22 protein-coding genes are annotated in these 25024 nt (G+C 60.9%); 3 read left to right on the forward strand and 19 right to left on the reverse strand.

What is annotated here, in order from left to right:
• Positions 1 to 70 precede the first annotated feature (70 nt).
• The 4 genes from C795_RS0101865 to C795_RS0101880 are packed head-to-tail and all read right to left on the reverse strand — an operon-like array spanning position 71 to position 5422.
• Entirely contained in the window at positions 71 to 1270 is a 1200-nt protein-coding gene (locus C795_RS0101865) for a DUF6361 family protein (protein ID WP_017792062.1), read from the reverse strand.
• 52 nt (positions 1271 to 1322) lie between these two features.
• Entirely contained in the window at positions 1323 to 2237 is a 915-nt protein-coding gene (locus C795_RS0101870; protein ID WP_026139373.1) for a restriction endonuclease, read from the reverse strand.
• 60 nt (positions 2238 to 2297) lie between these two features.
• Positions 2298 to 4649 (reverse strand): AAA family ATPase, encoded by a 2352-nt coding sequence (locus C795_RS0101875; RefSeq protein WP_051053726.1) that lies wholly within the window; start codon positions 4647 to 4649, stop codon positions 2298 to 2300.
• A gap of 5 nt (positions 4650 to 4654) precedes the next feature.
• Entirely contained in the window at positions 4655 to 5422 is a 768-nt protein-coding gene (locus C795_RS0101880) for an SDR family NAD(P)-dependent oxidoreductase (RefSeq protein WP_017792065.1), read from the reverse strand.
• A gap of 270 nt (positions 5423 to 5692) precedes the next feature.
• Between C795_RS0101880 and C795_RS0101885 the strand changes: the two genes are divergently transcribed.
• Positions 5693 to 6793, forward strand: a complete 1101-nt coding sequence (locus tag C795_RS0101885; protein WP_017792066.1) for an NAD(P)-dependent alcohol dehydrogenase — start codon at positions 5693 to 5695, stop codon at positions 6791 to 6793.
• An 86-nt stretch (positions 6794 to 6879) separates the two neighbouring features.
• Here C795_RS0101885 and C795_RS14805 read toward each other — a convergent pair whose 3' ends face one another.
• From C795_RS14805 to C795_RS0101925, 8 genes are all read right to left on the reverse strand, one after another.
• Entirely contained in the window at positions 6880 to 7239 is a 360-nt protein-coding gene (locus C795_RS14805; RefSeq protein WP_033348843.1) for a metallopeptidase family protein, read from the reverse strand.
• 92 nt (positions 7240 to 7331) lie between these two features.
• The gene (locus C795_RS0101895; RefSeq protein WP_232225405.1) at positions 7332 to 8180 is read right to left on the reverse strand and encodes a proline iminopeptidase-family hydrolase; all 849 of its coding nucleotides are present in this window, start codon (positions 8178 to 8180) and stop codon (positions 7332 to 7334) included.
• 124 nt (positions 8181 to 8304) lie between these two features.
• On the reverse strand, positions 8305 to 9321 hold the full coding sequence (locus tag C795_RS0101900) for an ABC transporter ATP-binding protein (RefSeq protein ID WP_017792069.1): 1017 nt from the start codon (positions 9319 to 9321) through the stop codon (positions 8305 to 8307).
• Position 9322: 1 nt separating this feature from the next.
• Positions 9323 to 10387 (reverse strand): ABC transporter ATP-binding protein, encoded by a 1065-nt coding sequence (locus C795_RS0101905; RefSeq protein WP_017792070.1) that lies wholly within the window; start codon positions 10385 to 10387, stop codon positions 9323 to 9325.
• Positions 10388 to 10410: 23 nt separating this feature from the next.
• Positions 10411 to 11379: an ABC transporter permease gene (locus C795_RS0101910; protein ID WP_017792071.1), complete on the reverse strand. Its 969-nt coding sequence runs from the start codon at positions 11377 to 11379 to the stop codon at positions 10411 to 10413.
• Between the two features lie 17 nt (positions 11380 to 11396).
• Positions 11397 to 12422, reverse strand: a complete 1026-nt coding sequence (locus tag C795_RS0101915; protein ID WP_017792072.1) for an ABC transporter permease — start codon at positions 12420 to 12422, stop codon at positions 11397 to 11399.
• A 7-nt stretch (positions 12423 to 12429) separates the two neighbouring features.
• Positions 12430 to 14166, reverse strand: coding sequence for an ABC transporter substrate-binding protein (locus tag C795_RS0101920; protein ID WP_017792073.1), 1737 nt, complete (start codon positions 14164 to 14166; stop codon positions 12430 to 12432).
• A gap of 55 nt (positions 14167 to 14221) precedes the next feature.
• Positions 14222 to 15151, reverse strand: coding sequence for an acetamidase/formamidase family protein (locus C795_RS0101925; RefSeq protein ID WP_017792074.1), 930 nt, complete (start codon positions 15149 to 15151; stop codon positions 14222 to 14224).
• 412 nt (positions 15152 to 15563) lie between these two features.
• Between C795_RS0101925 and C795_RS0101930 the strand changes: the two genes are divergently transcribed.
• Positions 15564 to 16334: a FadR/GntR family transcriptional regulator gene (locus C795_RS0101930; RefSeq protein WP_051053727.1), complete on the forward strand. Its 771-nt coding sequence runs from the start codon at positions 15564 to 15566 to the stop codon at positions 16332 to 16334.
• On the opposite strand, the gene C795_RS0101935 is transcribed toward C795_RS0101930, so the two are convergent.
• The 3 genes from C795_RS0101935 to C795_RS14815 form a co-directional block, all read right to left on the reverse strand.
• Positions 16331 to 17626, reverse strand: a complete 1296-nt coding sequence (locus C795_RS0101935; protein ID WP_017792076.1) for a methyltransferase — start codon at positions 17624 to 17626, stop codon at positions 16331 to 16333. The genes C795_RS0101930 and C795_RS0101935 overlap by 4 nt on opposite strands.
• 69 nt (positions 17627 to 17695) lie before the next feature.
• The gene (locus tag C795_RS14810) at positions 17696 to 18250 is read right to left on the reverse strand and encodes an Lrp/AsnC family transcriptional regulator (RefSeq protein WP_017792077.1); all 555 of its coding nucleotides are present in this window, start codon (positions 18248 to 18250) and stop codon (positions 17696 to 17698) included.
• 114 nt (positions 18251 to 18364) lie between these two features.
• Positions 18365 to 19873, reverse strand: a complete 1509-nt coding sequence (locus C795_RS14815) for a Na+/H+ antiporter NhaC family protein (RefSeq protein WP_017792078.1) — start codon at positions 19871 to 19873, stop codon at positions 18365 to 18367.
• A gap of 170 nt (positions 19874 to 20043) precedes the next feature.
• On the opposite strand from C795_RS14815, the gene C795_RS0101950 reads away from it, so the two are divergent.
• Positions 20044 to 21270, forward strand: a complete 1227-nt coding sequence (locus C795_RS0101950) for a cysteine desulfurase-like protein (RefSeq protein WP_017792079.1) — start codon at positions 20044 to 20046, stop codon at positions 21268 to 21270.
• Between the two features lie 130 nt (positions 21271 to 21400).
• Here C795_RS0101950 and C795_RS0101955 read toward each other — a convergent pair whose 3' ends face one another.
• The 4 genes from C795_RS0101955 to C795_RS0101970 all read right to left on the reverse strand — a co-directional run bounded on the left by C795_RS0101955 (position 21401) and on the right by C795_RS0101970 (position 24924).
• Entirely contained in the window at positions 21401 to 22339 is a 939-nt protein-coding gene (locus C795_RS0101955) for a hypothetical protein (RefSeq protein WP_017792080.1), read from the reverse strand.
• 257 nt (positions 22340 to 22596) lie between these two features.
• A complete protein-coding gene (locus C795_RS14820) occupies positions 22597 to 23553 on the reverse strand; it encodes a hypothetical protein (RefSeq protein ID WP_017792081.1) in 957 nt (318 codons plus the stop codon).
• A gap of 64 nt (positions 23554 to 23617) precedes the next feature.
• Positions 23618 to 24007, reverse strand: coding sequence for an HtaA domain-containing protein (locus C795_RS0101965; RefSeq protein ID WP_017792082.1), 390 nt, complete (start codon positions 24005 to 24007; stop codon positions 23618 to 23620).
• Positions 24004 to 24924, reverse strand: coding sequence for a LysR family transcriptional regulator (locus tag C795_RS0101970; RefSeq protein ID WP_017792083.1), 921 nt, complete (start codon positions 24922 to 24924; stop codon positions 24004 to 24006). Before C795_RS0101970 ends, C795_RS0101965 begins: the two co-directional genes overlap by 4 nt.
• Positions 24925 to 25024 lie beyond the last annotated feature (100 nt).

A 25024-nucleotide genomic window follows, 5' to 3' on the forward strand; every position in this document is an offset into this window, starting at 1 on the left:
TACTGCTTGGAGCAGCTCATATCCTCGGGGTGGCTGCAGGCTGTCTGTCAGGAGCGACCTATTGTGAGGTTCAAACATTGAACAGCCCGTCTTGGATGTCGATCAGGATTCTACGCACATACGTCCAGCGGTAGATGTACCGCCCTGCGCCCGAACTTCCACCCCAAGTTTCGAGCCGTGGGAGATTGTTGATCCGGGCCATCGCGCCTTTATTCTGCCGTTCCCTTGCTGTCACAAGCTCGCGCGCAGGTGCGTGTATCAGGAGGGTTCGGGTGTCGACTGTTTTGAGGAGCGCGGCCCACGACCGCACAAAATTCTCGGTGGATCGTCCGACCTGGGATCCACGGGTACGTGTGAGTAGCGCAAAGAAACTATCGAGGTCCCAGTCGCGATCGTGCTTCTCTGCTTCGTAGCGCGAAGCCCATTCTGCGAGCCGCCCCGCGAACTCATCACGTTTGCCGACGATGCGGGTGAGGTTGTGCTCTTCATAGCTTTCGGCGATGAGCACGTTGTACAGCAGCTGAGCTCCGTGCATCGTTTCCGAAAAATACCGTGCGTGAGCGAGTGTGTGCTGTGCGGCGCCTGTCACTGTATTAGCTGCCGGGTCTTCCCATGGGGCTCCGCTGTCCTTATCGAGTGTCTGTGTCACGAGGTGCGCAAGCAAAGTATTCGGGGCGGTTGTGAGAAGCCTCTCCCGGAGCCAGGTCGACTCTTCGACGGTGAGAGCCATTCCTCCCGGAGCTTCGTGCGGAAAGCCTTCCGGAGCAGCCGGCATCTCTGGCCGCCAGGCACGAAGTATCGTGGCGCTGTGATCGAGGTCTCCTTGCGCGAGCTGCGCCCCCTCGATGCTGATCGCCTGCTCGCGACTCAGGTGGGGGTTCGTCAGAATTCCATAGGTGCCGAGCGCCGACCAGTAAAGCGAGGAAGGCATGGTTTTAAGCGTTGAGCCAGCTTCTGCGCCAATGATGCCTAGGTCTTGTACTCCACTCTTCTTAAGCGTCTGGATGAGGGCCGCTTCTCTGGAGCGGGTCTGGGCGAGAGTGCCACCCTGCTTCGAAACCTGTTGAAAGACCCACGGAATGAACAGCAGATACTTGGCACGGGTGTGCAGCGTGGAGGTACCGGGAAAGAGCGCGTCTGAGAGAGCATCACGAAGCTGACCCAGTCCGAGCTCTTCTCTGCTTTCCTTGTCAGTAAAAAGCCCCAGGATCTCCCTCATACGTCGTTGTTCAACGCTGGAGGAGTCGAGCCACGAGATTGACGACGCCATTCATACCTCATTGTGTGTTGGAGCATTTTGGGGGCCGGGGCACATCCGGGTCCTACTCGAAGTAATCTTCGTCGACCTCGACTGCGCTGAAGCGCTGCTTTTCTTGTACGCCCACACGGTACGTGATCATGAGGTCGACTAGGCGCGTCCCGTCAATGAGCACAATCCGCGAGGGAATCTTCTCGGCATAGCTCACCGCTCCGTGGGTGAATGAGCTCGTCGTAAGAAACACGCCTCGCGTCGCCCCGAATCCATGGAGCGCCCCCACGAATGCTTGAATAGCCTCGCGTCCCACGTTATTGCCCTCTTTGTAACGCTTCGCTTGAATGTAGACCTGGTCGAGCCCCAACGCATCCTGGTCAATCAGACCGTCAACGCCTTCGTCGTTGCTTCCGCCGATGCGACGGCCTCGCTGGGCGGCACCGCCGTAACCCATCTTGAGGAGCAGATCGACAACGGCTTGCTCAAAGAAGTCAGGATGGCTGCCTCGAAGTCGCTCGAGAAGCTCTTGTCCTACTGTGTGTTCGATGCGCGCAACCGCGCTCTCGATCGTTTCAATAGGGTCCGAGATTTCCTCAATTTCAATGGCTGGCGCTGAGGGTGTCTCGTTCGCCGAGTCATCAGCCCAAAACGGCGAAAATATCTTGTGCGCACTTGAAAAGTCCATGCCCGCAGCGTGCACTTTGAGCGCCTCGTGCCCGGTTTCTGTAATGCGATAGAAACCGCGTTCTGGTCTAGTAACCCAATTGGCGCGATACATGTGGCTGAGCGTCCACCCCAGTCGCTGCTCGAAGCGAGATCCACCTGATTTAAGGAGTTCTGCCTGAGCTTCGCTCGAGAGCTGAATCCTCGCCGCGACCGCATCAAATATGCTTCGTCGTTGGATGGATTCACCCGGTTCGAGTACGTGCAGTGTTGGAATAACAAGCTCGGGCCATGTGGGCACCAGGGAGGTCTCAGCAGTCACAGGCCTAGCTTGCCATGTTTCAGAACAGAAAATTCCCGACCCCAAGTGAAGTGAGTCTGGTCACAGCGCCCAGTCGAGAAATTCCTCGGCCTCGAGCACCGGCTTGCCCCACTGCGCGGCCTTCTTCGCCTTGCCCGACTGCGTGCCGCGCTGCGCCACAACCAACACGTCAGTCTTCGTTTTCGTCATGTTGTCGGAGATCGAGAGACCACGTTCGCGGGCCACTCGTTCCATCTCGTCGCGCTCGTAGAACCCATGCACCCGTGACACCACTTCGCCGGTGAAACAGACGCGCGTGCCGGGCACGAGCAGTGTCTCGCACGACCGTGATTCTTGTAGTTCGAATCCCTCGGGCAGCACCAGCACCCCGAAATGCTGTTCGACTCCGCGCAGTCGCTCCACGACCTGCTCGTCGCGATCGACAACACGTTCCCAGGCCACCCCGAGATGGTCTGCCAGAATCTGCGCCGCGTCGTCCTCGGCCGACAGGTGGCCGCCAACCGTGAATGCCTCGGGTCCGTTGTGCCCCAGTGAACCAGTCGATCGCTGCAGCAGATATCCGCGCCCGGCATGGTGCCCCGGAAACGGGCTGCCCGCGACGCTCGCCAGAGCGTCAGGCGTTTCGGTCTCGATCCGGCGCCCGATCGAGAGCATCGCCCGGGCCCGCTCGAGTGCCGCGGGCGCTCGAAGCGCGCGTCGATCCGGATCCAAGATCTGTGCTTCAGGCAACTCGGCGCCCAGGGGCATGCGCGTGACCACCCCATTGCGCTTGAGCTCGGAATCGATGAGGCTCAGCGCGTAATCGATGCCGACGCCGGTGGGCACACGACCCGCGAGCAGGGGCGCGAGTGCGGCCCAGGCTTCGGCGAGTACCGGGGCGAGTGCGACGTCGCGCGTCGTGAGCCCGTAATCGGTCTGTGCGGAGTACAGGTCGCTCGTGGGGTTCACGACCGTCGTGGCCTCGTCGCCATCGTCCGTGACGACCGCAATCTCAATGGGCCGGGGCCGGTAGCGATCCCCCTCGCGTCCCACGTGCAGGATCGAGACATACGCCCGCCCGAGATCGTGAGCACCGGGCTGGCCCGTCTCGAGATAGCGGCGCACGAGAATGTCAGTCTTGAGGTCGCGCGGAATGACGTCGCGCTTGAGCACGAGCCCTTCGAGACTCGTGCACCGGCTGAGCGCGACGTAGAGCTGGCCGTTCGCGAAGGTGCCGCCGGTGAGGTCGACGATGACGCGATCGAGCGTTTGCCCCTGGCTCTTGTGGATTGTGATGGCCCACGCGAGCTTCATGGGCAGCTGGGTGAATGAGCCGACGGATTCGTGGGTGAGCGACCCGGCGCGGCTGACCGGACGCGTGATGTCCCAGCGGTGCGGCTCGACCTGCACGCGTCGGCCCTCGCGCAGCAGCACGGTGATGATCGGGTCGCCGTCGTGGTCGTACTTGATCGTTTCGATGCGGCCGATGCTGCCGTTGACCCATCGATCGCTGGGGTCGTTGTTCAGCAGCATGACCTGCGCGCCGACGGCAAGCTGCAACCGTTCCTCGGTGGGAAGCTCGAAGCCGTCGGTGTCGCCGGTCACCGTCGCATGGAACACGGTGGGGGTTGGGGTGAGGCGCTCGAGCATCTGCCGATTGCGGGCACCCACAATGCGGTTTGTGGTGGCAAGGGTGAGCCAGAACTCGTCGAGATCCGGATCAAAATCGGGGTTCGTGCGCGCGTTGAGTTCGGCGCGCGCGTCCTCGAGCAGTGCGCCCTCGCGCACCGCGTTCAGCAGTTCGACGAGCTTCGAGTCTCCGAGCTGCCGAAACACGGTGGTGAGTTCGACGGTGGGAAAGCTGTCTTTTGCGAAGTGCTTCGCCGAGAAGAAGTAGGGCGTGCCGAACTGCTCGGCGATGAAGGCGGCCTCGTTCTCGCGCACCACGGGCGGCAGCTGGTAGAGGTCGCCCACCAGCACGAGCTGCACTCCCCCGAACGGTTCGCCCGGCTTGGGCCCAAAGCGCTCGAGCGCCGCCGCCATCGCGTCGAATAGGTCGGCGCGCACCATCGAGGTCTCATCGATCACGAGGGTGTCGAGCGTGCTCAACGCCTCGGCGAAGCGGCCCGGGTAGTACCGCCCGCTGCGCACCGTCTCCTCGTTGATGCCCGTGGGAAACGAAAACAGCCGGTGGATCGTGTAGCCGTCGACGTTGAGTGCGGCGATGCCCGTGGGCGCGACGGTGATCGTGTTGCGCTCAGTTTCTTCAAGAAATCGGCGAATCAGCGTCGATTTACCGGTCCCGGCCTTGCCCGTGAGGAAGATATTGCTGCCCGAGTGCAAAAGCTCGAGGGCGCGGGCGAACTCGGGCGTGATGGTGATGATGGGTCGGGGCGCCTCGGGTGCTGCGCTGACTTCGGTCGCCACAGACATGCCGGTCACAGCCCGCGCTCCTCATTGATCGAGTTCGCGCCATCGACCACGAGCAACTGCCCCGTGATGTACGAGGCCTCTGGGCTCGCGAGGAAGGCGACGGCCGCAGCTGCTTCGGCTGGTGATCCGGATCTGCCCATCGGAGTCGCCCGCCCCATCGCGAGCTCGTGATCGGTGGCCGATCCGGTCGCGATCCAGCCCGGAGCGACCGCGTTGATCGTGATGCCGTGCGGTGCGGTCTCGACCGCGACCGCACGGGTCAGCCCGAGCACCCCGGCCTTCGCGGCGTGATAGCCGACGTCACCCCGGTAGGCCTGCACCGGGCCCGAGAGCGACGCGACGTTCACGATGCGACCGCGGCCCAGCTGCTTCATGCCAGGTATCGCGCGCTGGGTCATACGGAACGCGGTCGTCAGGTTGCGATCCAGCGCCGTGGCCCACTGCGTCGCGGTGATGCCTTCGATCGCGGCGGGCTGCTCGGGGTCCGTGACCGAGGTCATGCCCGCATTGTTGATCAGAATGTCGGCCGTCCCCAATGTGCGCTCGGTGGCCGCAAACACGGCCTCGACTCCTGCACCGGTGGTGAGGTCGGCGACGACGCCGTGGGCGTCGACGCCCTCAGCAGCAAGGACCGCCGCGCGCTCGAAAATGCGCTCCGTGGTCGAGGTCAGCATGATACGGACCCCGCGCTCGCCCAGCATGCGTGCCGCGGCAAAGCCGATTCCGGTCTCGCTGCCGGCACCAGTGATGATCGCGATGTTTGCAGTGCTCATGGGGCCGATCTCCGTTGTCTCAGAATGCGGTGGCCATCCCAGACTATTGCCAGGCATGCCCGCTTCAGACACTGTGCGAGTATTCCCGCGACACGTTCGCAGCGAGCGCAGCGATTAATATGCGCGCGCATGTTTAGGAGGAGTAGTGTGGAGAGCGACGTGAGTTCGGCCGCTTTGCCTCTGATCACGACCACGAGTTCGCCGTTAGACCCGCAAGCTGCCACCACGTCTTCGAGTAGTTCTTCCTTCCACAAGAAATCGAGGAAATTCATGAAGATCACAGCGGCAGTGGCCACAGCCCCCAAGACCGATCTCGACATTCGCGAGCTGACGCTCGACGCTCCCCGCGCCGACGAGGTAACCGTGCGCATGGTTGCTTCGGGCGTCTGTCACACCGACGCCATTGTGCGCGACCAGTGGTATCCCGTTCCGCTCCCCGCAGTGCTCGGCCACGAGGGCTCGGGCATCGTCGAGGCCGTCGGCACCGACGTAGTTGACCTCAAGGTTGGCGACAAGGTCGTACTCGCACCCGCATCATGCGGCGCCTGCGAGCAGTGCATCAGCGGCCACCCCCAGTACTGCACCGATTTCTACGCCCTCAACTTCGGGGGCAGCCGCGCCGACGGCAGCAAGATGTTTGAAGACAACGGCACTGAGATCTCATCGAACTTCTTCGGCCAGTCATCATTTGCGTCGATGACCAACGTGCGTGCGCGCAACGCGGTTAAAGTAGCCGACAACGCCCCGCTCGAACTACTCGGGCCGCTCGGCTGCGGCATCATGACCGGATCGGGTGCCGTACTCAACGTGCTCAAGCCCAGCCCCGGCGAATCAGTGGCGGTATTCGGCACCGGCGCAGTCGGCCTCGCTGGCATGCTCGGAGCCGTCGCGAGCGGCGCCACGACCATCATCATGGTCGACATCGTTCCATCGCGCCTCGAGTTCGCCAAGGAACTCGGCGCTACCCACGTCGTCAATTCCAAGGAGGTTGACCCGGTCGAGGCGATCCGCGAGATCACCGGCGGCAAGGGCGTCAACTACGCGCTCGACACCACCGGTGTACCCGCAGTGTTCAGCCAGATGACCAAGTCCCTCGCGACCCGCGGCCACGGCGCGCTCGTCGGCGCGGCCAAGCTAGGCACCGAGGCACCCTTCGACATCGGCACGCTGCTCCTCAGCGGCATCAAGGTCTCGATGGTGATTGAAGGCGATGCTGTGCCCCGCGAGTTCATCCCTAAGCTGATCTCGCTGCACGAAAAGGGCCTGTTCCCGTTCGACAAGCTCGTGAAGACCTACGACTTCACCGACATCAACCAGGCCTTCGCGGACAGCGAGGCCGGCATGACGATCAAGCCGGTCGTACTGTACTAAAGCGCGTGTAGATCTATTTAGATCCGGATCGGGCCCCTCGCGAACGTTCGCGAGGGGCCCGATCTTGTTGATGCGTGGAGATGCAGCTAGCGCTTGTTCGCCTCATGCAGCTCATGGAGCTGTGCTTCAGTCATTCCCAGGTGTGCGCCGATCTCGCGAATGAGTGTGTTCCAGACTTCACGCTTCAGCTGTTCTTCGTTGTGGGCATGGGCAAGCATGGACTCACGGTAGAGCACCACATTGTCGGGGATCGCCTCGGCACCAAAGTTTCCGCGTGCGGTAAGCGGTGTACCTCGGTACACCGCAAGCACGTTGAGATTGCCGTCTTCCGGCGCATCTTCCACGGTGATCGCGACGTTGTTGAGCACCTTCGCGAGGTCGTCGGGCAGTTCATCCATGAGGGATGCGACGAGGTCGATGAACTGGTCTTCAGTGACTGGCTTCATGGGGACAGTCTGGCACGGGCGAATCGTCGATGCAGCAATCAGCCAGTTAGACGGGCTCCTCGCGAGCGATCGCGAGGAGCCCACCCTTCACATCAGGCTTCTTTCGACTCCATGAAGTTTTCGAGGATCGCCAGGATTTCAGCTGGCTTCTCGAGATGCGAGCAGTGGCTCGTGCCTTCGACCACGACCGACTCCACATCAGAAATGTTTGCGACGTAGGGCGCCCAGGTTTCGGGAGTGGCCTCATCGAATTCACCTGCGAGCACGAGGCACGGAGCTTCGATGAGATGTAGCTGGTCAATGATCGACCAGGTCTTCATTGTGCCGATGACGTGGAACTCGTTGGGGCCATTCATGGTGTGGTACACCGTGGGCTCCGCCTGCATCTGAGCGTCACTCGCTACCATTTCAGGCGGGGTGGGCACCACGTTACACACGTGGCGCCGGTAGAACTCGTCCACGTAACCGAGGTACTCAGGGTTCTCGATGTCACCGGCGTCTTCAAACTTCTTCATGGATTCATCCATGCCTGCAGGTAGCTCCCCGCGAAGACGCGCCGCTCCTTCCAGCCACAGTTCCATCGAGGCTGGCGAGTTACAGATGCTCGCAGACACCAATCCCTCAGGCCGACGAACCGCGATCTCCGCGGCAAGCATGCCGCCCCACGACTGCCCAATGATGTGGTACTTCGAGAAGCCCAGAGCCTCGACGAGGTTGTGAAACTCATCAACAAACAGTTGCGGGGTCCAAAACTCCGCAGGTTGATCAGGCAGATGCGTGCTGTTGCCACAGCCCAGCTGATCGTAGTGAATGACCGTGCGGCCCTCGGCAGCTAGGCCTTCTAGCGGCAGCATGTAATTATGAGCCATTCCAGGGCCGCCATGAAGCACGATCACCGGCAACTTTGCCGGGTCTGGATTCACGGGCGTAGAGGTTCTCATCCAGGTCTTCCAACCTCGGAAGTCCACTTCTTGTGTGGCTACCTGCCAAAGGGTGTTCTGCGTTTCACTCATCCCAGGTCCTCCTTAAATTCTTCATCAGTTCTGTGTGGTCGTTTTAGATCAGTTAGACGGCAACCGCACCAGGTATGGCCGAACCTTCAGCAGCGGGCACGGCCGGAAAGTGGCATGCCGCCTGAGTGCCGTTTTCCAAAGTCCGAAGCTCTGGCTTCTGCGTGACGCAGATGTCTTGCGCGATTGGACACCGAGGAGCGAATGGGCACCCTACCGGGCGATCGATGGGGCTTGGAATCTCGCCCTCAATATTTACTCCCACTCCAATCTGCACATCCGAACTCGCATCAGTGGCCGAAGCCAGCAGCGCCTGAGTGTACGGGTGGGCCGGCCGGTGGTAGATCTCCTCATTCGTGCCGATCTCAACAATCTCACCGAGGTACATGATGATGATTCGATCGGCCATGTGCCGCAACACACTCAGGTCGTGCGTAATGAAGAGATACGAGAGATTCCGCTCCTCCTGTAAGTCAGCGAACAGGTTGAGAACCTGTGCCTGAATTGACACGTCGAGAGACGCCACCGCCTCGTCGGCAATGATCAGCTCGGGGTTCACGATGAGCGCACGGGCGATACCCACACGCTGCCGTTGCCCGCCCGAGAGCTCCCCGGGAAATTTGTTGTAACTCGAAGCGGGCAGTCCAACATCGTCCAGCAGCTTCAGTACGCGTTCTCGAATCTCTTTCTTGGAAAGATTCGTCTGGATCTGCAGCGGGTCTCCTACGAGTTCTCCAATCGTGCGCCTCGGGTTCAGTGAATCGTAGGGATCTTGAAAAACCATCTGTACGTTCTGACGCAGGGTTTTCAGATCCGGGTTCTTGGGCTGCAGCAGCTCTTTACCCTGGAACTTCACAGTGCCCGAGGTGATTGGGTACAGACCCATCAGACACCAGGCGAGCGTGGATTTGCCACACCCAGATTCACCGGCAATTCCGACGGTTTCCTTTTGTCCGATGGAGAAGGAAACTTCGTTGACTGCGTGAAGCTTCTTGTCCATCCACGGCATCCAACCGGTTGAGACCTTGAATGTCTTTACGAGGTCTTTGACTTCGAGTAGCGGTGTCGTCATGTCATGCCCCCAACTCAACTACAGGTTCAATTCCCAGGTGTTTTTCACTCTGGCTAGCTTGCAAGCTGCTTCGAAGCTCGGCGCGGGAGTCCTCGGGAAGCCAGCAGGCATCCACGTGATCCAGGTCAGACACCAACCCGGGTAGGCGAGGTGTCGTCGCGCACTTGTCGAATGCGAGCGGGCAACGGTTTCTGAACCCGCACCCCACGAGCTTCTCGACTTCCTGCGCACCCGGTGCGCTGCCGGGAATCGCAACAAGCCTGTCCACCCGCTTTCCGCGCACCGAGGGCACGGCGCCCAAAAGTCCCCACGTGTAGGGGTGACGCGGGGCATCCAATACCTCGCGGCGCGGTCCACTCTCGATCACACGGCCCGAATACATGATCTGGATCCGATCGCACATACCGGCGAGAACACCCATGTCGTGCGTGATCAAGATGATCGAAGTATCGAAGTCATCTTTCAGCTCACGCATCAGTCCGAGCACCTGAGCCTGGGTGGTCACGTCGAGCGCAGTCGTCGGCTCATCGGCGATGAGCAAGCGCGGCGAGCATGAAAGCGCCATGGCAATTGCGATGCGCTGACGCATGCCCCCCGAGAGCTCGTGCGGGTATGCGTTGTATCGCTGTTCTGGCGCGGGAATGCGCACGCGCTTCAGCAGTTCGATGGCCCGCTCCTTCGCTGCGGCCTTTGTTACTTTCTCATGGATCCGGATCTGTTCAACGATCTGCGACCCAACGGTGTACACCGGGGTCAGCGAGTTCATGGGGTCTTGAAAGATCATCGAGATGTCTTTGCCCCGAAAACGCCGCATGTCCTTAAGTGGTAAATCGAGAAGATCAACCCCGTCGAACACGACCTCGCCAGTGACGGTCGCAGATTTGTTGTTGAGCAGGCGCATCATCGCGGTCGTCGTGACAGATTTGCCTGATCCGGATTCACCTGCAATGCCGAGGATTTCTCCCTCACCAATCTCAAATGAGACGTTGTCGACCGCACGCACAGTGCGGCCATCGAGCTGAAAATCGACACAGAGGTTGTTCACGCTCAGCAGTGGTTTTTTCATGTCTACTTATCCAATACCCGTGCTTAGGAAGCCCGGACTCGAGGGTCAAGGCGTCCCTGAATGATGTCGATCACCATGCTGGTCAGCACGACGAAGAATGCCGTATAAAGCACCGTTCCCATGAGGATCGGCAGGTCGAAAGTGCGCAGCGCGTCGTATGTGAGACGGCCGAGGCCCGGCAGGTCGAACACCACCTCAACCAGCAGAGCGGCGCCACCAATCAGCACACCAAAGTCCATGCCAAACAGCGCAATCAGTGGCGTCATCGACACTCGAAGGTTGTGCTTCAGCAGCACGCGAGTCTCTGACATTCCCTTCGCGCGCGCGGTAAGCACGAATCGCTCGTTGTCGGTCGCCACGATCTCAGACCGGAGCACACGCGAGTAAATGCCGATGTACATCGCGGCGAGTGTCAGCCACGGGAACAGCAGACTCAACGCCCAAGCGCCTATGCCTTCGGACATGGGGGTATATCCGACGGGTGGAACCCATCTAAATACAGTCGCGTGCAGTGAGCCCTGCGTGATCAGGTTCACCATCTGGCCGAGCCAGAAGACCGGAAGCGAGATACCGAGAATGCCGATGACCATGATCAGCGGATCAAGTACGGTCCCGCGGAAGCGACCGGCGATCGTGCCAAGCACGATCGAGATTGACATCCAGATCACTGCGGCGCCCGCGACCAGTGACAGCGTGATCGGTGCGGCCCGAATGATCTGAGGAACAACAAATACGCCGCGATCCAGGAACGACGTGAGCTCCTGGGTAATGAGGAGCTTCTTCATCATCAGGAAGTACTGCACGACGAGCGGCTGGTCCAGACCAAATTCAGCGCGTACTCGAGCAAGAATTTCAGGAGTCGCGTTCTTACCTGCCAACCTCGCCACCGGATCAACTCCCGGGGTGGCATAGAAGATCAGGAACACGATGATGCTGATTGCGATCAACACGAGGAGCGCAGAAGCGATCCGCTTAAGAATGAAACGAGTCATATCGATGTACCGTCCGATCAGTTCGCTTCGAGCGAGTCGCGCAGGGCGTCACCGAGAATATTGAAGGCAGCCGCTGTGGCTGCGATGAGCAAGCCTGGTACAAGCGCGACCATAGGCCTCGTGTACATCATTGCGAGGCCATCGTTGATGATGGTTCCCCAGCTCGCCTCGGGCTCCTGAACACCAACGCCAAGGAATGAAAGCGCAGCTTCGATGAGCATGCACAAGGCGATCATGATGGGGATGTACACCAGAAGCGAAGGCAGCACATTTGGAATCACGTCGCGCACCAGGGTACGCATGCGCGAGGAACCAAGCGAGGTTGATGCCTTTACGAACGTGCGATTCTTGATGGCCACGGTCTGTGCACGGATCGGTCTCGCCACATAGGGAACGTAGATGAGCGCGATGATCAAGGTCGGAATCATGAGCGAGTCTGATTCCAGGTTGATTGGCCCCCAACTAAAGCCGTTTTGCACCAGGATGATCGACAGCGAGATCGCGAGCAGGTACACAGGAAAAGCCCAGAGCACATCGAACAGTCGCGACAGGATGCTGTCAGTGATGCCACCAAAGAAGCCAGCAATCACGCCGAGTCCGCCACCAACCAGGCAACAGAGAAACGCGGCAACGCCTCCAATCAGCAGGCTGTTAGCTCCACCAAAAAGGATGCGGGCCATGACGTCACGGCCCTGAGCATCAGCGCCCAAGAAGTAGTTAGTGAGATCCCAAGTGGGACCAATAGGAGTGACACCGAAGCTACCGTCTACCCCGCTCTGCAGCAGGTCGACTTCTTCACCGTTGATCACGGTTGTGCCATTGATGTTGCTATTGAACACCGCAGTATCTGGGCTGAGCAGCGACAGGTACAGCGGTGCGCAGACCGCGGCAGCCGTGATCAAAACGATCACGGCCACCGCGGACCAAGCTGCGGGTTTAACCCGCAGCTTTCGCCACGCCGTCGCCCAGGGACCAGTACCCAGTTCTACGGTTGCTTGTGCTGCCTCGGCAGAACGAACGACAGGTTTCAGAAACGACGACATGGTTAGATCACTGCACCCAGAACTGCGAGAGAACCGCGCTGTAGAGGTTGCTGAAGTGGTAGTTACCTACGCGCTCTGACAGGAAGTCAATGCGCTTGGGCGTAAACACGGGTGCCAGCGGAGACGCTTCCATCATCGCTCGGTCAGCCTCTGCCCACAGCTTGTCTGCTTCATCTGCGTCAGTGAGCTGAGCCTCAGCTGCTGCATCCATCATCTTGTCCAGCTCCGGATCACAGATGCCTGCGATGTTGACGCTTGACTCGCTGCTGGGGTTGAACGAGGCACACGAGGTCAGCACCTGAAGGAAAGCCGAAGGTGCTGGGTAGTCCGCGTACCACTGCGTGAACGACATCTGCACGTTGTTGTCGGTGTTCTGCACGTAATTGAAGTGGATGCTGTCAGAGAGCTTGGTGAGCTTGGCCTTGTAGCCGAGCTCGTTCAGCAGGCTCTGCATGTACTTGCCGCCCTCGACGCGAACGGGAATGTTCTCGACGTAGATGTTCACTTCCTGGCCAGCGGTGCCAGACTCTGCGACGAGCTTCTTGGCCTTTTCCATGTCGGGGCCGTCCCAGGCGCCGCCTGGCTTTGCCGTGTACATGCAGTCATCTGAATGCCCCATAAAGCCTGGGGGCAGAATGGTGCACACAGGAGTGGCCAGTGCTTCGCCACCCACGAGCTTCACCATTGCTGCGCGATCAATCGCGTAGTTCACTGCCTGGCGCACGCGTACGTCATCAAACGGAGCCAGGTTCACGTTCATCGTGAAGTACTCCATTGCGGCCTGCTCATTTGCATGGAACTGGCTAGCGGTGGCACCGGTGCTGAGCTCCGCGAGGCGATCGGTTGGAACCGGATCAAACATCCAGTCTGCGTCACCGTTCTTGATCTTGGTGACCGCGTTCTGGCCTTCGACACCGAACGAGTAAACGATCTCGTCTGCGTAGCCCTGCGGCTGCGCCAGATGTGACCATTCCTTGAAGTTGGGGTTGCGCTTTGCAACCAGTCCGGTCTTTGCGTCGTAGCTTTCCACAAAGTACGGGCCGGTCGACGGAAGCGGGCTGCCGCCTACATCCTTGGCGGGCGAATCTGCAGGGAGCACCGAAGCATGCGGGGTTGCAAGCTTGTAGAGGAAGTCAGGATCAGCCTTTGTCAGCTTGAACGTGACCGTACGAGCGGCATCGTCCACGACGATGCCGTCACTCAGGTCGCAGCCCTCGGGGGTTTCGATGCAGACGTCCGCACCCGTAATCACGTCGAACCATGCCGAACTGGTGGGTCCTGAGATCTTAAACATGCGCTCGAAAGAGGCCTTAACGTCTGCCGGCTCAAGCACGTGACCGTCAGAGTAAGTAATGCCTTCACGAATCTTGAAGGTGTACTGCTTGCCGTCATCTTCTGCGGTGGGCAGTTCTTCTGCGAGGTCAGCCTGAGGCAGGCTCGATTCGGGTCCGCTGGTCTGGCCCAGCTTGGTTAGGCCATCGTAAAGAAACTGGAAAACCTGCCAGCCGTCATTCGAGTAGTTGATCTGGGGATCGAGTCCACCCGTAAAACCAGAGGCAGCAACAAGGTTCAGGGTTCCGCCCTTGTGCTCTTCCTGGAATTCGGGGTTCGCGCCGCCAGTTTCTTCCTGACCCTTACTGGTGTCGCCTCCGGCATCAGGTGCGGCGCCGCCGCCACAACCTGACAGGAGCAGCGCCGCAGATAGTGCGACCGCTCCAATTGATGTCTTAGTGAAAGTTTTCACCGATACTCCATTCGTCATTGATCTGAAGATTTGACCGTTGCCGCCTTTGGGCAAACTAGTCCTGGTTGGAAAGGATCCATTTGGGGATGTGGTGGGTGGTAATTGCACCCGCAGCAACCATCGTGTCTTCGGGGGTTGCCGCCGAGCCAGCCGGGCCGCCAAGCGCCGAGTTGACTGTCGCACTCATCACAGTGAACGCGTCACCGCGCGAGAAGCCGTGCACCTTTGTGAGGAAGCGGAAGGCTCGCTGATATCCATGGGCAAGTGAGTCCTGGAGTGTATCGCCGAGGCCGACGAAGATGATCTCATCTTTGGTTTCAAGCACCGGGGCAGACACGGAGTACTCGCGGGTGAGATCAACCGTTGCCGTAATCTTGCCCGCTGCTTCAACTGCAACGTCTGAGGCTTCGCCTTCGGCCATGACTGCGTGGATGTCTCCGAGACCGAGGTAAGCGCCATCGATTCCCACAGGTAGGTACAGCCGAGTACCAATCGTCGCGTACGTGAGGTCAAGGTTGCCGCCCTCAGGGTAAACAGGTGACATCGAAGAGTTTCGACCGGTCGCCGGAGCTGTACCAAAGCAGCCCACCATTGGCCGAGCTGGGACCTTGATTGTGTCGGTCAGGTGTACCTGACCATCAATGATCGGAATCTTTCGCATGTACGGCTCATCGCCCATAACCTCGGCCAGTGCACCCGAGCCTTCGAAGTATCCCGACCAGCCGTGGTCTCCGAGAGTAATGTCTACGATATCGACGATCAAAGTGTCACCAGGCTGTGCGCCTTCGACCACAACTGGTCCCGTAATCGGGTTCATCATCGATGTCAGGTTCTGGCTGCTTCCGCGCTCTGCGTACTCCGCGTATGACTCATCAGAAGTCTCAAACACAATCTGTTCACCGGTGCCCGGTGCGATCGTCAGTGACGGCAGGTCATCGGCAGAAAACCCCGAATGGGCCTTTTCTTTCGACAGAAAAACACTCACATGAAACTCCTTTGATTCATAAACGTCTTGACCTACTTCTGAAAGTCCATACCGAGGAAACCCAGAGATAAAATCTGCAGTTCTCCTGCGATGACTTCGATGTCCTAAGGACGCAGTTGTAGCTTGCCTCTCACTATAGTGAGGTTTAAGGTATCGAAAACGACCATAGGGTCTCTGAATCCCAACAAGGCGTAACAATTTGATTACCGATTTATTGCCTCTTGCCGCACCTCGGCAGAACCCTTATGGTTTTGTCACGCACCATTTAAGCCCCAGTGGCACCCCAATTTCTCAACGACGAGGAGTCATTTCAGCAACGTATTTTCTTGGCGCAATCTAGAGGTGCTCTCGCACCTTCACCGCGCAATGCCAGTGGAGATCTTCAAACACATCGTCTTTACGATGCATCATGATGGCATTGCGCATCAACAAAGGCAGGAGACCGTTGGCTCCGTCCAAGGAGGGGCTTGAGTTTCTCACTCGCCCGCTACACTCGACAAACCCATATGAGGAGACGGTCCAGCGCCTCTTACAAGTCGTGCGCTTAGGACTCATTGGCCCTAATGGACGTCTCCCCTCAGAGCGAGACCTTTCGGCCATGCTCGGTGTAGGTCGCAGCACAGTGCGGGAGGCGCTTTCGACCCTAGCTGAGGCTGGATACACCGTCTCTCGAAGAGGGCGTTATGGCGGCACTTTTGTTGCCCATGCATTACCAGATTCAGAACCCCTCGAAGTGTTCTCCGACCTATTTTCGCCGCACGAGTTGGCCGATTTGGGCACCACTCGTCGAGTATTGGAAGTGGGAGCGGTGCGCGAGGCAGCGTCGCGCCCACTTCCAGCCTCAGAGCGCGCTTCGCTGCAGGCTGCGCTTGAAGAGTGTGCAAATACCGAGCTGTCCAGCTACCGACGTCTTGACTCTCGACTGCACATACTGTTTGCCGAGCTTTCTGGGTCTGCCAGCCTCATTCAGCTCGTTGCCGATGTGCGCACAAGAGTCAACTCGGCCCTTGACTGCATCCCTATGCTCGCCCCGAACCTGGCTAACTCGCACGAGCAGCATCAAGCCATCTCGCAAGCGATCCTCGCGGGGCACCCCGAAGAGGCGGCAGCGGCCATGACAGTTCATCTCATGGGGACGGAGTCCCTCTTACAGGGGTTCTTAGCGCATCAGGATAGCGACTAGCGCTGAACACCCAACCGCCACAACGACGTCACCTCGCGCGAGCGCACGGCGTGCAGCACGTCCGCCGCATCCGACGCCCGGCCATGAGTGGGCACGGTGTCGAGCCGGTCGATGACTTCGAGCCCGGCGCGTTCGATCGCTTCGAGCAGCATCTCCCGTGTGCGCAGCCCGAGCAGTTCGGCGAGGTCCGAAATGATCAGCCAGCCCTCGCCGCCCTCGGTCAGGTGCGAAGCGAGCCCGTCCAAGAACTGCAGCAGCATCTTGCTGCCCGGGTCGTACACGGCGGCATCGAGCGTAGTCGCCGCGCTGCCCGGCAACCACGGCGGGTTACATACAATGAGCGGCGCGCGACCCTCAGGGAACATGCTCGTGAGCTGGGCCTCGGCCAAGTCAGCGATGCCGAGCCGCGCAAAGTTGTCGTTTGCGCAATCAACCGCCCGCTGGTGCAGGTCGGTGCCGACAACTCGGGCGACACCGCGCTTCGCGAGCACAGCCGCGAGCACTCCCGTGCCCGTGCCGATGTCAAACGCGAGATCGACATCGCCTGCGAGCGGCGCCTGCGCGACGAGGTCGACATACTCGTGCCGCGTCGGCAGAAACGTGCCGTAGTGCGGGTAAATCTTCGCCCCCAGGCTCGGCACATTGACGCCGTTCACGAACCACTGGTGCGCACCCTGCACACCCACCAGCTCCTGCAGGCTTACAACAGCTCGGCGCGCCACTGCGTGGCCAGCACCACCTGCGGGCTTTGATCCGGATCCCGGCCAGCCGCCATACCCAAATTCGATCGCGGGCCCGACCTTCGGCGCACGCGGGAGCGGGATCTCGGCAAGACCGCTCTCGGTATCCACTTCGAGCGGCACCAGGATCAGCGACATGATGCGCGAGCGACCGGCGCGCGCCTGCCGAATCCGGTAGAACTCCTCGGCATCGGTGCGCGCGGTATCGGCTTCGTTCGCCGACGACTTCGGGGCCTTCTTGCCCTTGTTACCCTTGGCAACCCGGCGGTCGATCGCGCTCAGAATCTGTTTCGCGTTGTGAAAGTCACCGAGCCACAGCATCGCGGTGCCCTGCGCGGCGTACTTCACAGCCTGGTCGGCGGTGAGTCGATCATCAACCGGCACCACTCGCTTGGGCGCCGGGCGGTCATTCGCCGACAACCACTCGGCAGAGTGCGTCTCGCCGCCAGCCTGCCAGGTCACAAACGAGTCGGGCGCGACGTCGCCAGGAATCTGATCGGAAGCGATAGGAGATCGACCTCGTTCGGTTGCGGCCAGGCAACGCTCGCTCACGCACCAGACGCGCCGCGAACAGCAAGACCCATGGATAAATTGGACCCTTTGAGTCTACTAATGCGGGGACTACGCGCTCTCAGCGTGCTTCGCGAGTAGCGTGTTGATCCGGTCGATCTCAAATGTTCCCGTGCTCTCGGTATAGAAAGCAACTCGAGTCTCGGTGAACTCGAGGTCGTTGCGCGACCAGATGTGCTCGGCGATCATGCTCGTCAGGTGCTCAAACCCGGTCGTGCGAATGCGCAGAATCAGGTCGGAAGGGCCAGTAACGACCGCGATCTCCTCGATGTTGGGTACTGAGCCGAGGTCCTCGAGCACAGTGCTGCGGTCGAATCCCGGGCGAATGAGGATCGACAGATAGACCACCATCGAGTAGCCGAGCGCCTGCCAGTCGATGTCAACGCTGTACCCCTTGATCACGCCGACGCTTTGCAGCCTGGCGAGACGCTCCGACACCGCGGGCGACGACAGCCCGACGGCCGCAGCAAGGCTCTTGAGCGTCGCACGCCCGTCCTCGAGCAGCAGCTTCATGAGCTTGAGATCGATCGCGTCGGTCGAGGGCAGTGGCGCGGGGTTCTTGATCTCCTCAGAGACGCGAACAAAGCTGTGTTTACTCCGGTCCAACAGCGTCCCTTTCGTCGAGCCAGCCCCTCGGCACGGGCAAGCGGTTGTTAGCCTAACAGGCGCCGTTCTCCCGCCTTTGCGGGAAAACGGCGCCTGTCAGATTGGCGCGGCTCGCTACTTCAGGTGCATAACGGGGACGGTGCCGGTGAGTTCGGCCTGGTATTCCAGATCCGGATCAGCCTGCTCCACACCGCCCTGGCCCTCATACGTGCGGCCCCAACCGGTGGCGATCGCAAAGATCAGCACGAGCGCGAGCGCGAACGGGTAGAACGCAGCGGTGACGATCGCAAAGATGCTGAGCGCGGGTACGCCTTCGTAGCCCTGTGTGCCGACCGACGCGATGAGCAGGAACGAGCTCACGATCGGCACGACGGTGCCGACCATGGCGAAGCAGTCCATCACGTTCGAGCGGCGGTACGGGTGCAACCCGGCGGCGCCACCGATCTTGTCGGTGAGCGGGCCAGCGAACGCGATACCGGGGCCGTTGAGGCCCGCGAGCACGACGGTGCAGAGCAGACCCGAGATACCCATGGTGATCTCGGCGCCGCGCACGGACTGCATCTTCGGTCGGCTCAGCAGCGACGCGACCACACGATCGAAGATGCCTGAGGCCTCAATGATGCCGATCATCGAGAAGATCGCGACCAACAAACCGATGAGGGGCAGCATGCCCGCGAAGCCGGTGATTAGGTAACCGGTGGGGGCGCCCTCCGAGGCTCCGACAATGCCGGGCAGATCGGTGAGGCCGGTGACGAGTGCGGTGATCGTGCCAACGACGAGCCCCACTCCCACGGCGAGGTAGATGTCTCGCTTAGTGAAGGCAACAATGAGCAGCGCGGCGACAGCGAGCAACATCCACAGTCCCGTCGGGTCAGCGTCGGCCTCGATCACAGCATGTGCCGAATCGTCTGCCATGACAAACCCCGCTATCAGGAAACCGATCGCCGTGATGCCCGCGGCGGGCAGTGCGTAACGGGTACGGGCGCGCACCACGCCACCCACGTCGGCAAGCCCCTCGCGGCGACGGTAGCGCTGCGTCGTTGCAGAGATCACTGTCGTGTCAGAGATGGGGGCCAGGTTGTCCCCGAAGATCGCGCCCGAGAGGATCGCGCCGGCCAGCAGCACGGGCTCGGCACCGATTGCGACGCCGGCCGAGTACATGATCGGGAACATCGTGAACATGGTGCCGATTGATGAACCCGTCGCAAGCGCGATGGCACCCGTGACGAGGAACGTGAGCCTCGCGAACGGTGCGCTCGAGATATTAAGAGTCTGTGCGAGCCAGATGAAGCCGCTCGAGACGCCCGTGGTCTTGAGCATCTCAGACAACAGGCCGACCATCAGCATGAGCACGAACAGCGTGGCTGCGGTCTTTGTGCTGACGCCGGCGATTGCCGCGTTCCAGAAGTTCGACTGGCTGCGCGCGAGCCAGGAGCTGATGAAAATACCGATAAATCCGGCGACGGCGAGTGCGGTGAGGTCGAAGACCTGTTCACCGACGAAGAAGTAAATCGACCCGATCACCAGGGCGATCGGTGGAATGAACGCGCCGAGAAGACCGATACGAAAACGAACTTCGTTTTCTTGTTCGGTCGTAGCGTGCGCTGCGGTGGTAGTTGACATGAGCTCTCCAGCTTCATTGATGAAGTCACACCGGGAAGCCCGATGCGATAAACCAAAGGTAGTCTGTCAATAATACCTAACAATCACAAGCTTGAATTACCCTACACTTAGGATTATCAATTCTGGCGCGCACTGCGGCAGCCTCCGAGTTCCCATTCAAAGGAGAAACCATGACCTTCTCGGGCGAAAACATTCGGGCCGACTTTTCGGCCCTCGCGCACGGCTACGCATTCTTCGATGCGCCGGGCGGCACACAGGTGCCCGATGTGGTCGCCGAACGCATGGCGGCGGCAGCCATCGCTCCTACCTCGTACCGCAACCCGCTGTCGCCCACCGGGCGCAATGCAGAGCGTGCCATCGTTGAGTTTCGGGCCGCGGCGGCGGACCTCCTCGGCGCTGACCCCGCCGGTATCGTCCACGGTCGCAGCTCTACGCAGCTCGCTATGGAGTTTGCGCGCACGCTCTCGAAGCGGTGGCAGCCCGGCGACAACATCGTGCTCACCACCCTCGAGCACAACTCAAACGTCCAGCCATGGGTACTTGCTGCCGAGCGAGTGGGCGTCGAGGTGCGCTACGCCAAGTTCGACCACGCCACGGGCGAGCTGCCCGTGGGCGAGTTCGAACGCCTCGTTGACGAGCGCACCCGCCAGGTCGCCGTCACGGGTGCCTCGAACTTCGTGGGAACCCAGCCTGACGTCGCCGCAATTGCTGCAGTCACGCACGCGGTCGGCGCGCTGCTCTACGTCGACGGCGTACACAACACCGCGCACTCCGCGGTTGACGTGAAGCTGCTTGGCGCCGATTTCTACACGTACTCCCCCTACAAGCTCTTTGGCCCTCACTGCGGCGTGCTCGCCGCCGACCCCGCACTGCTCGAAGAACTTGAACCCGACAAGCTGGCGCCGTCGCCCAACGTGGTGCCCGAGAAGTTTGAGCTCGGCACGCTTCCCTACGAGATCCTCGCGGGCGTCACCGCTTCAGTCGATTACATCGCGAGCCTCGCGCCCGCCGCGGCCGCAGGCGGCACCCGCCGCGAACGCATCGTCGCTGCGATGCACGCGATCGATGAGTACGAACTCGACCTGCGCACACGCCTTGAAGAAGGCCTCGCCAAGGTGCCCGGACTTACGCTCTGGTCTCGGGCACAGCAGCGCACCTCAACGCTGCTGTTCACCATCGACGGGCTCAACCCCATCGAGGTGGAGCGCAAGCTCACCGAGCAGAACCTACTCGTGCAGGCCGGCAACTTCTACGCGATCGACGCGTGCCACCAGATGGGCCTCGGCGAGCCCGGCGGCATTCGCGCGGGGTTGGCACCCTACAACACCGTCGAAGAGGTCGACGCGCTGGTAGTTGGCCTGAACGAACTTGCGGCGGCTGTAGGCGTCGTCGCATAGCTCCAAGTTCGAGCAGCGTCTGACAAGCAGAGCGCGCCTCTAACTACGGCCCGGGATCCGGCACATCAAGTGCCAGATCCCGGGCCGCATCTTTACTGCAAAGCAGGCAGCTTCCATGCGCTGAATCGCGCTATGCAACCTCGCGAGCATAGGTGAATGCGCGCGCCGCCCGATCGAGCGACATGAACTCCGTCACGCCGCCCCAGCTGTCGTGGTCGATGAGCCGCAGGCCGCTGTCGAATTGCTGCTTCACGAGATCCTCGTCGCCCATCCACGACATGGTGCAGGCCAATGTGTTGCGCATGACAAGGGACTCGGGGTATCGCTGCAGCAGGTCGTAGTACCCCTGACGCATGAGGCTCTGGTCAAGTACGGCTTCTTCGAACTCAACCTGCGGGTTCGAGGGGTAACTCGCCCAGTACGAGTACGCAACCAGGTACCCACCGCACCCGAGTTCGGCTCCGGTCAGTTCGAGTACCCGCCGCGCAAACAGGTCAGCGTAACGCCCGTCCCTGCCAGACCACCGCGGCAACAGCGATTGCATGTGCCCACCAAACAACGAGATATTAATGCGATCCAGGCTCCATGCCCGCTCGAAAAGTGCTTCCCGTGCGGCATCGCTCATGCCCGTGACCTGCCCGATCTCGCTCGACACCTCCAGCCAGAAATAGTGATCCTCGCCATGGGGGTTCGCTGCATCAAGTACGGATTGAGCAGTACTGAGGGCTGCGGCAAACCCCGCCCACTGGCTTGGCTCTGTTTCATGAGCCCAGGCCGCCCCACGTTCCATTCCCGCGAGTTGCAGCAGCGCCTGGGCGTACACGGCACCAGTGAGGGGCGACGGTGCCTCGTTAAAGCGGCGCGCGAAAGGGTCAAGGTACTGCGGCATCTGTTCGAGGTCGTCGGGTACCCGGTCCCCCGTGGCCCAATACGGAATGACTGCACTCAGCAACCGACCATTCGGCAGGACCTCCCGGCGCTCGACCGCGGTGCGGTACAGACCTTCAAGCTCAGAGAGCGTGCCGTTTTCTGCGAGGCCTGCAATACGTGCACGCAATTCGCCGAACACCCCAAATGATTCTTCGTGCGTCGCGAGCCTCAGACCGTGCTTGCTTTGAACTGCTCGAGCCCCTTCTCGCCGTAAGGGTCTGTACCTCGCTTGAACCAACCAAACACGTTCTCTCCTCGTTCGCCCCACTGCCAGCGCAGCCCCCGGAAGATTTTAGCGACGAGTGTCCTCTAATTCAGAATTCGGCAATCACCGTCTTTGAGGATTCAGGCGAAGGTCAACGAGCCTTGACCGGGGCTTCGGCAGCCTCGGGTGGTCTACTCGGACTTCGAGCGTGTGATCGCTTTTGTCGCACGCTTGGCCCCCGATGCGACACCGTTCGCTCCCGTCGCAACACCCTTTGCCCCCGCCGCCACACCCTTCGTGAGGCCCGCGGCGACACCAGCACCCGCAGCGCGCAGTCCCTTGAACGCACGCAGTTCGATGGGCTCGGCTCCTTCTCTGGGCTCGAGCGTCTCAGGGAATGTGGCCGGCGCGGGTCCGAATGCGTGCTGCGACGACGTCACGACCTTGCGTCCGAGCAGCAGGTTTCCGGTGCCACCGACGGCGGCACCGATGCCGAACGGCAGGGCCTTGCCCACGATCGATCCGGCACCAAATTTTGCGAACTTGCGCAGGAAGGCCGCTTGCAGTCGATCCAGTACGAATCCAACCGAGCCCCGAGGCAGAGCCGAAGTGACAATTTCGCCCCAGAACACGGAGCGCGAGCCGCCGCGCCCCGTCACCTGCCGGGTGAACTGACCCAGCAAATCGCCCGCTTCTTTGCCCAGCATGAGCGTCATGATGAGGATGCGGGCGCGGTCGGGATCCTCGACCGGGATCCCATGGACCTCGGCAACGGACTGCGCGAAGAGCCCCGTGCTTTCGAGGAAGCCGACGGTCTCGACCCCCGCAAGCGTGAGCGCGACCGGGGTCGAAACCACCGGGATCACCGCGCTTGCGCCCACAGCCGCCCCGCCACCCGTGACGGCCAGCAGGTAGCGGCGTTCGAGGATCTTAATGAGCTGCGCCGGCGTCGCGTGCGGATTGCGCAGCCGAATGCTGCGAATGTGCGCGAGCACGATCGGCCGCTGCACGCCGAGCACCTTGTCGAGCGCGCGCACGAGCACAGGATTGGGGTGGGGCACCGCAGGCTCGATAGGGTCATCCACCAGATGCAGCTGATAGCCGCCCTGATTCGGTACCGCGATGAGTTCACCCTGAGATTCGGTCATGGGCAGGAGTGTAGTTTCCTTGACTGCGCCCGAGCCGCATATCTGCGGGTTGCACTCAGCCACATCACCTGAGATAGAAGTCGTCGAGCGGCGTCCCCTCTTCATACGGCCCGAAGAAGAGGTCCGAACCCTCCTCGGTGAGTGTGAGTCCGGTGCCGCGCACGCCATCGAAGGTTGCAATAGACGTGAACCGCAGTCTCTCCCCTGCGTCGTCACCCAGCTCGAGCGCCCACCCCGAGGGTGTCTCGACCAGGGCCGGATCCGCGAGCACGACGCGCATCATGCCGCTGTGCCCCGTGAGCCGCACAACCCCCGTGAATCGAAGACCGGAGCCCGCAAACACCAGCTCGCCATTCGATTCCCGTTCGACGCCGTCCAGTTCAACGGCCCCGTCTTCCATGCGGTTGACGTAGTTCATGAGCGAGCCCTTAATGCCCCACACCAGTGATGTCATGCTCGACTTCCCGGCCATTCGACGTCACGGGCAAACTGGATAAGCGCCTCGACTCTCGGTGTCGGCGCGTGGCTCGACGACCAGATGACGTCGACCCCGACGGGGCGCACGGCAGGCGAGATCTCTTTCATAACCACAGGGTACCCCTCATAGCTCGCAGGGTTTTCTGGTCGCTGAACGAGGACGCCGTACCCGAGCCCTCTACCCACAAGCGTGCGAACCGCCTCGTAGCTGGAGGTGCGGTGCCGAATGCGCGGGGTGATCCCCCGTTCACGAAACAACGACAGCGTGTGCTCGCTCGAGGGCGGCGCATCGAGGAGAATCAGGTCCCGCTCCGTGACATCTTCGAGCCGGATCGTCGGTCGATTCGCGAACGGGTCATTGACGGCAAGCAGCACGTGCGCGGGGAGTGAGAACAGTCGCTCCCTACTCGGATTGCCCGGCACGAGCGTCTCGTAGACGAACGCCACATCGATGTCACCCGATTCGATGCGGCCCTCGAGTTGATCGTGCGTGACTTCCCGCATGATGAGATCCACTCGTGGGTGTGCCTCACCAAAATCGTGCAGCAGCGGTGGCAAGATCGTCGGCGAAAGCGTGGGGTAGCAGGCAATGGTGATGGGGCCCACGAGTTCGCCGGGCTCCCCCTCAAGTACCCGTGCGAGTTCATGCGCCGAGAGCAACAGTTTGCGCGCGTGCGCCACCACCAGGTGGCCCGCCGGGGTAAGGGTCGCTCCGTGCGCTCGCCGGCGCACGGTCAACGGCGTGCCCATAATGCGGTCGAGCTCGGTGAGCGCGTCAGACAGCGTCGACGTCGACACGTGCAGCTGGGCCGCGGCGGCGGCCAGTGTGCCCGCGTCGGTTACTGCTACGAGGTACGACAGCTGGCGCAGCGTGAAGTCAGGAATCTCCCACATGCACTCTCCAATATTCGACCAAACACAACATACTCGTCGATTAATTCCGCTTTTCTTAGAGTATTTCATTTGTGACACTGGACGCAGTTGATCCGACAGT

The organism is Leucobacter salsicius M1-8, assembly GCF_000350525.1.
Lineage (GTDB): Bacteria > Actinomycetota > Actinomycetes > Actinomycetales > Microbacteriaceae > Leucobacter > Leucobacter salsicius.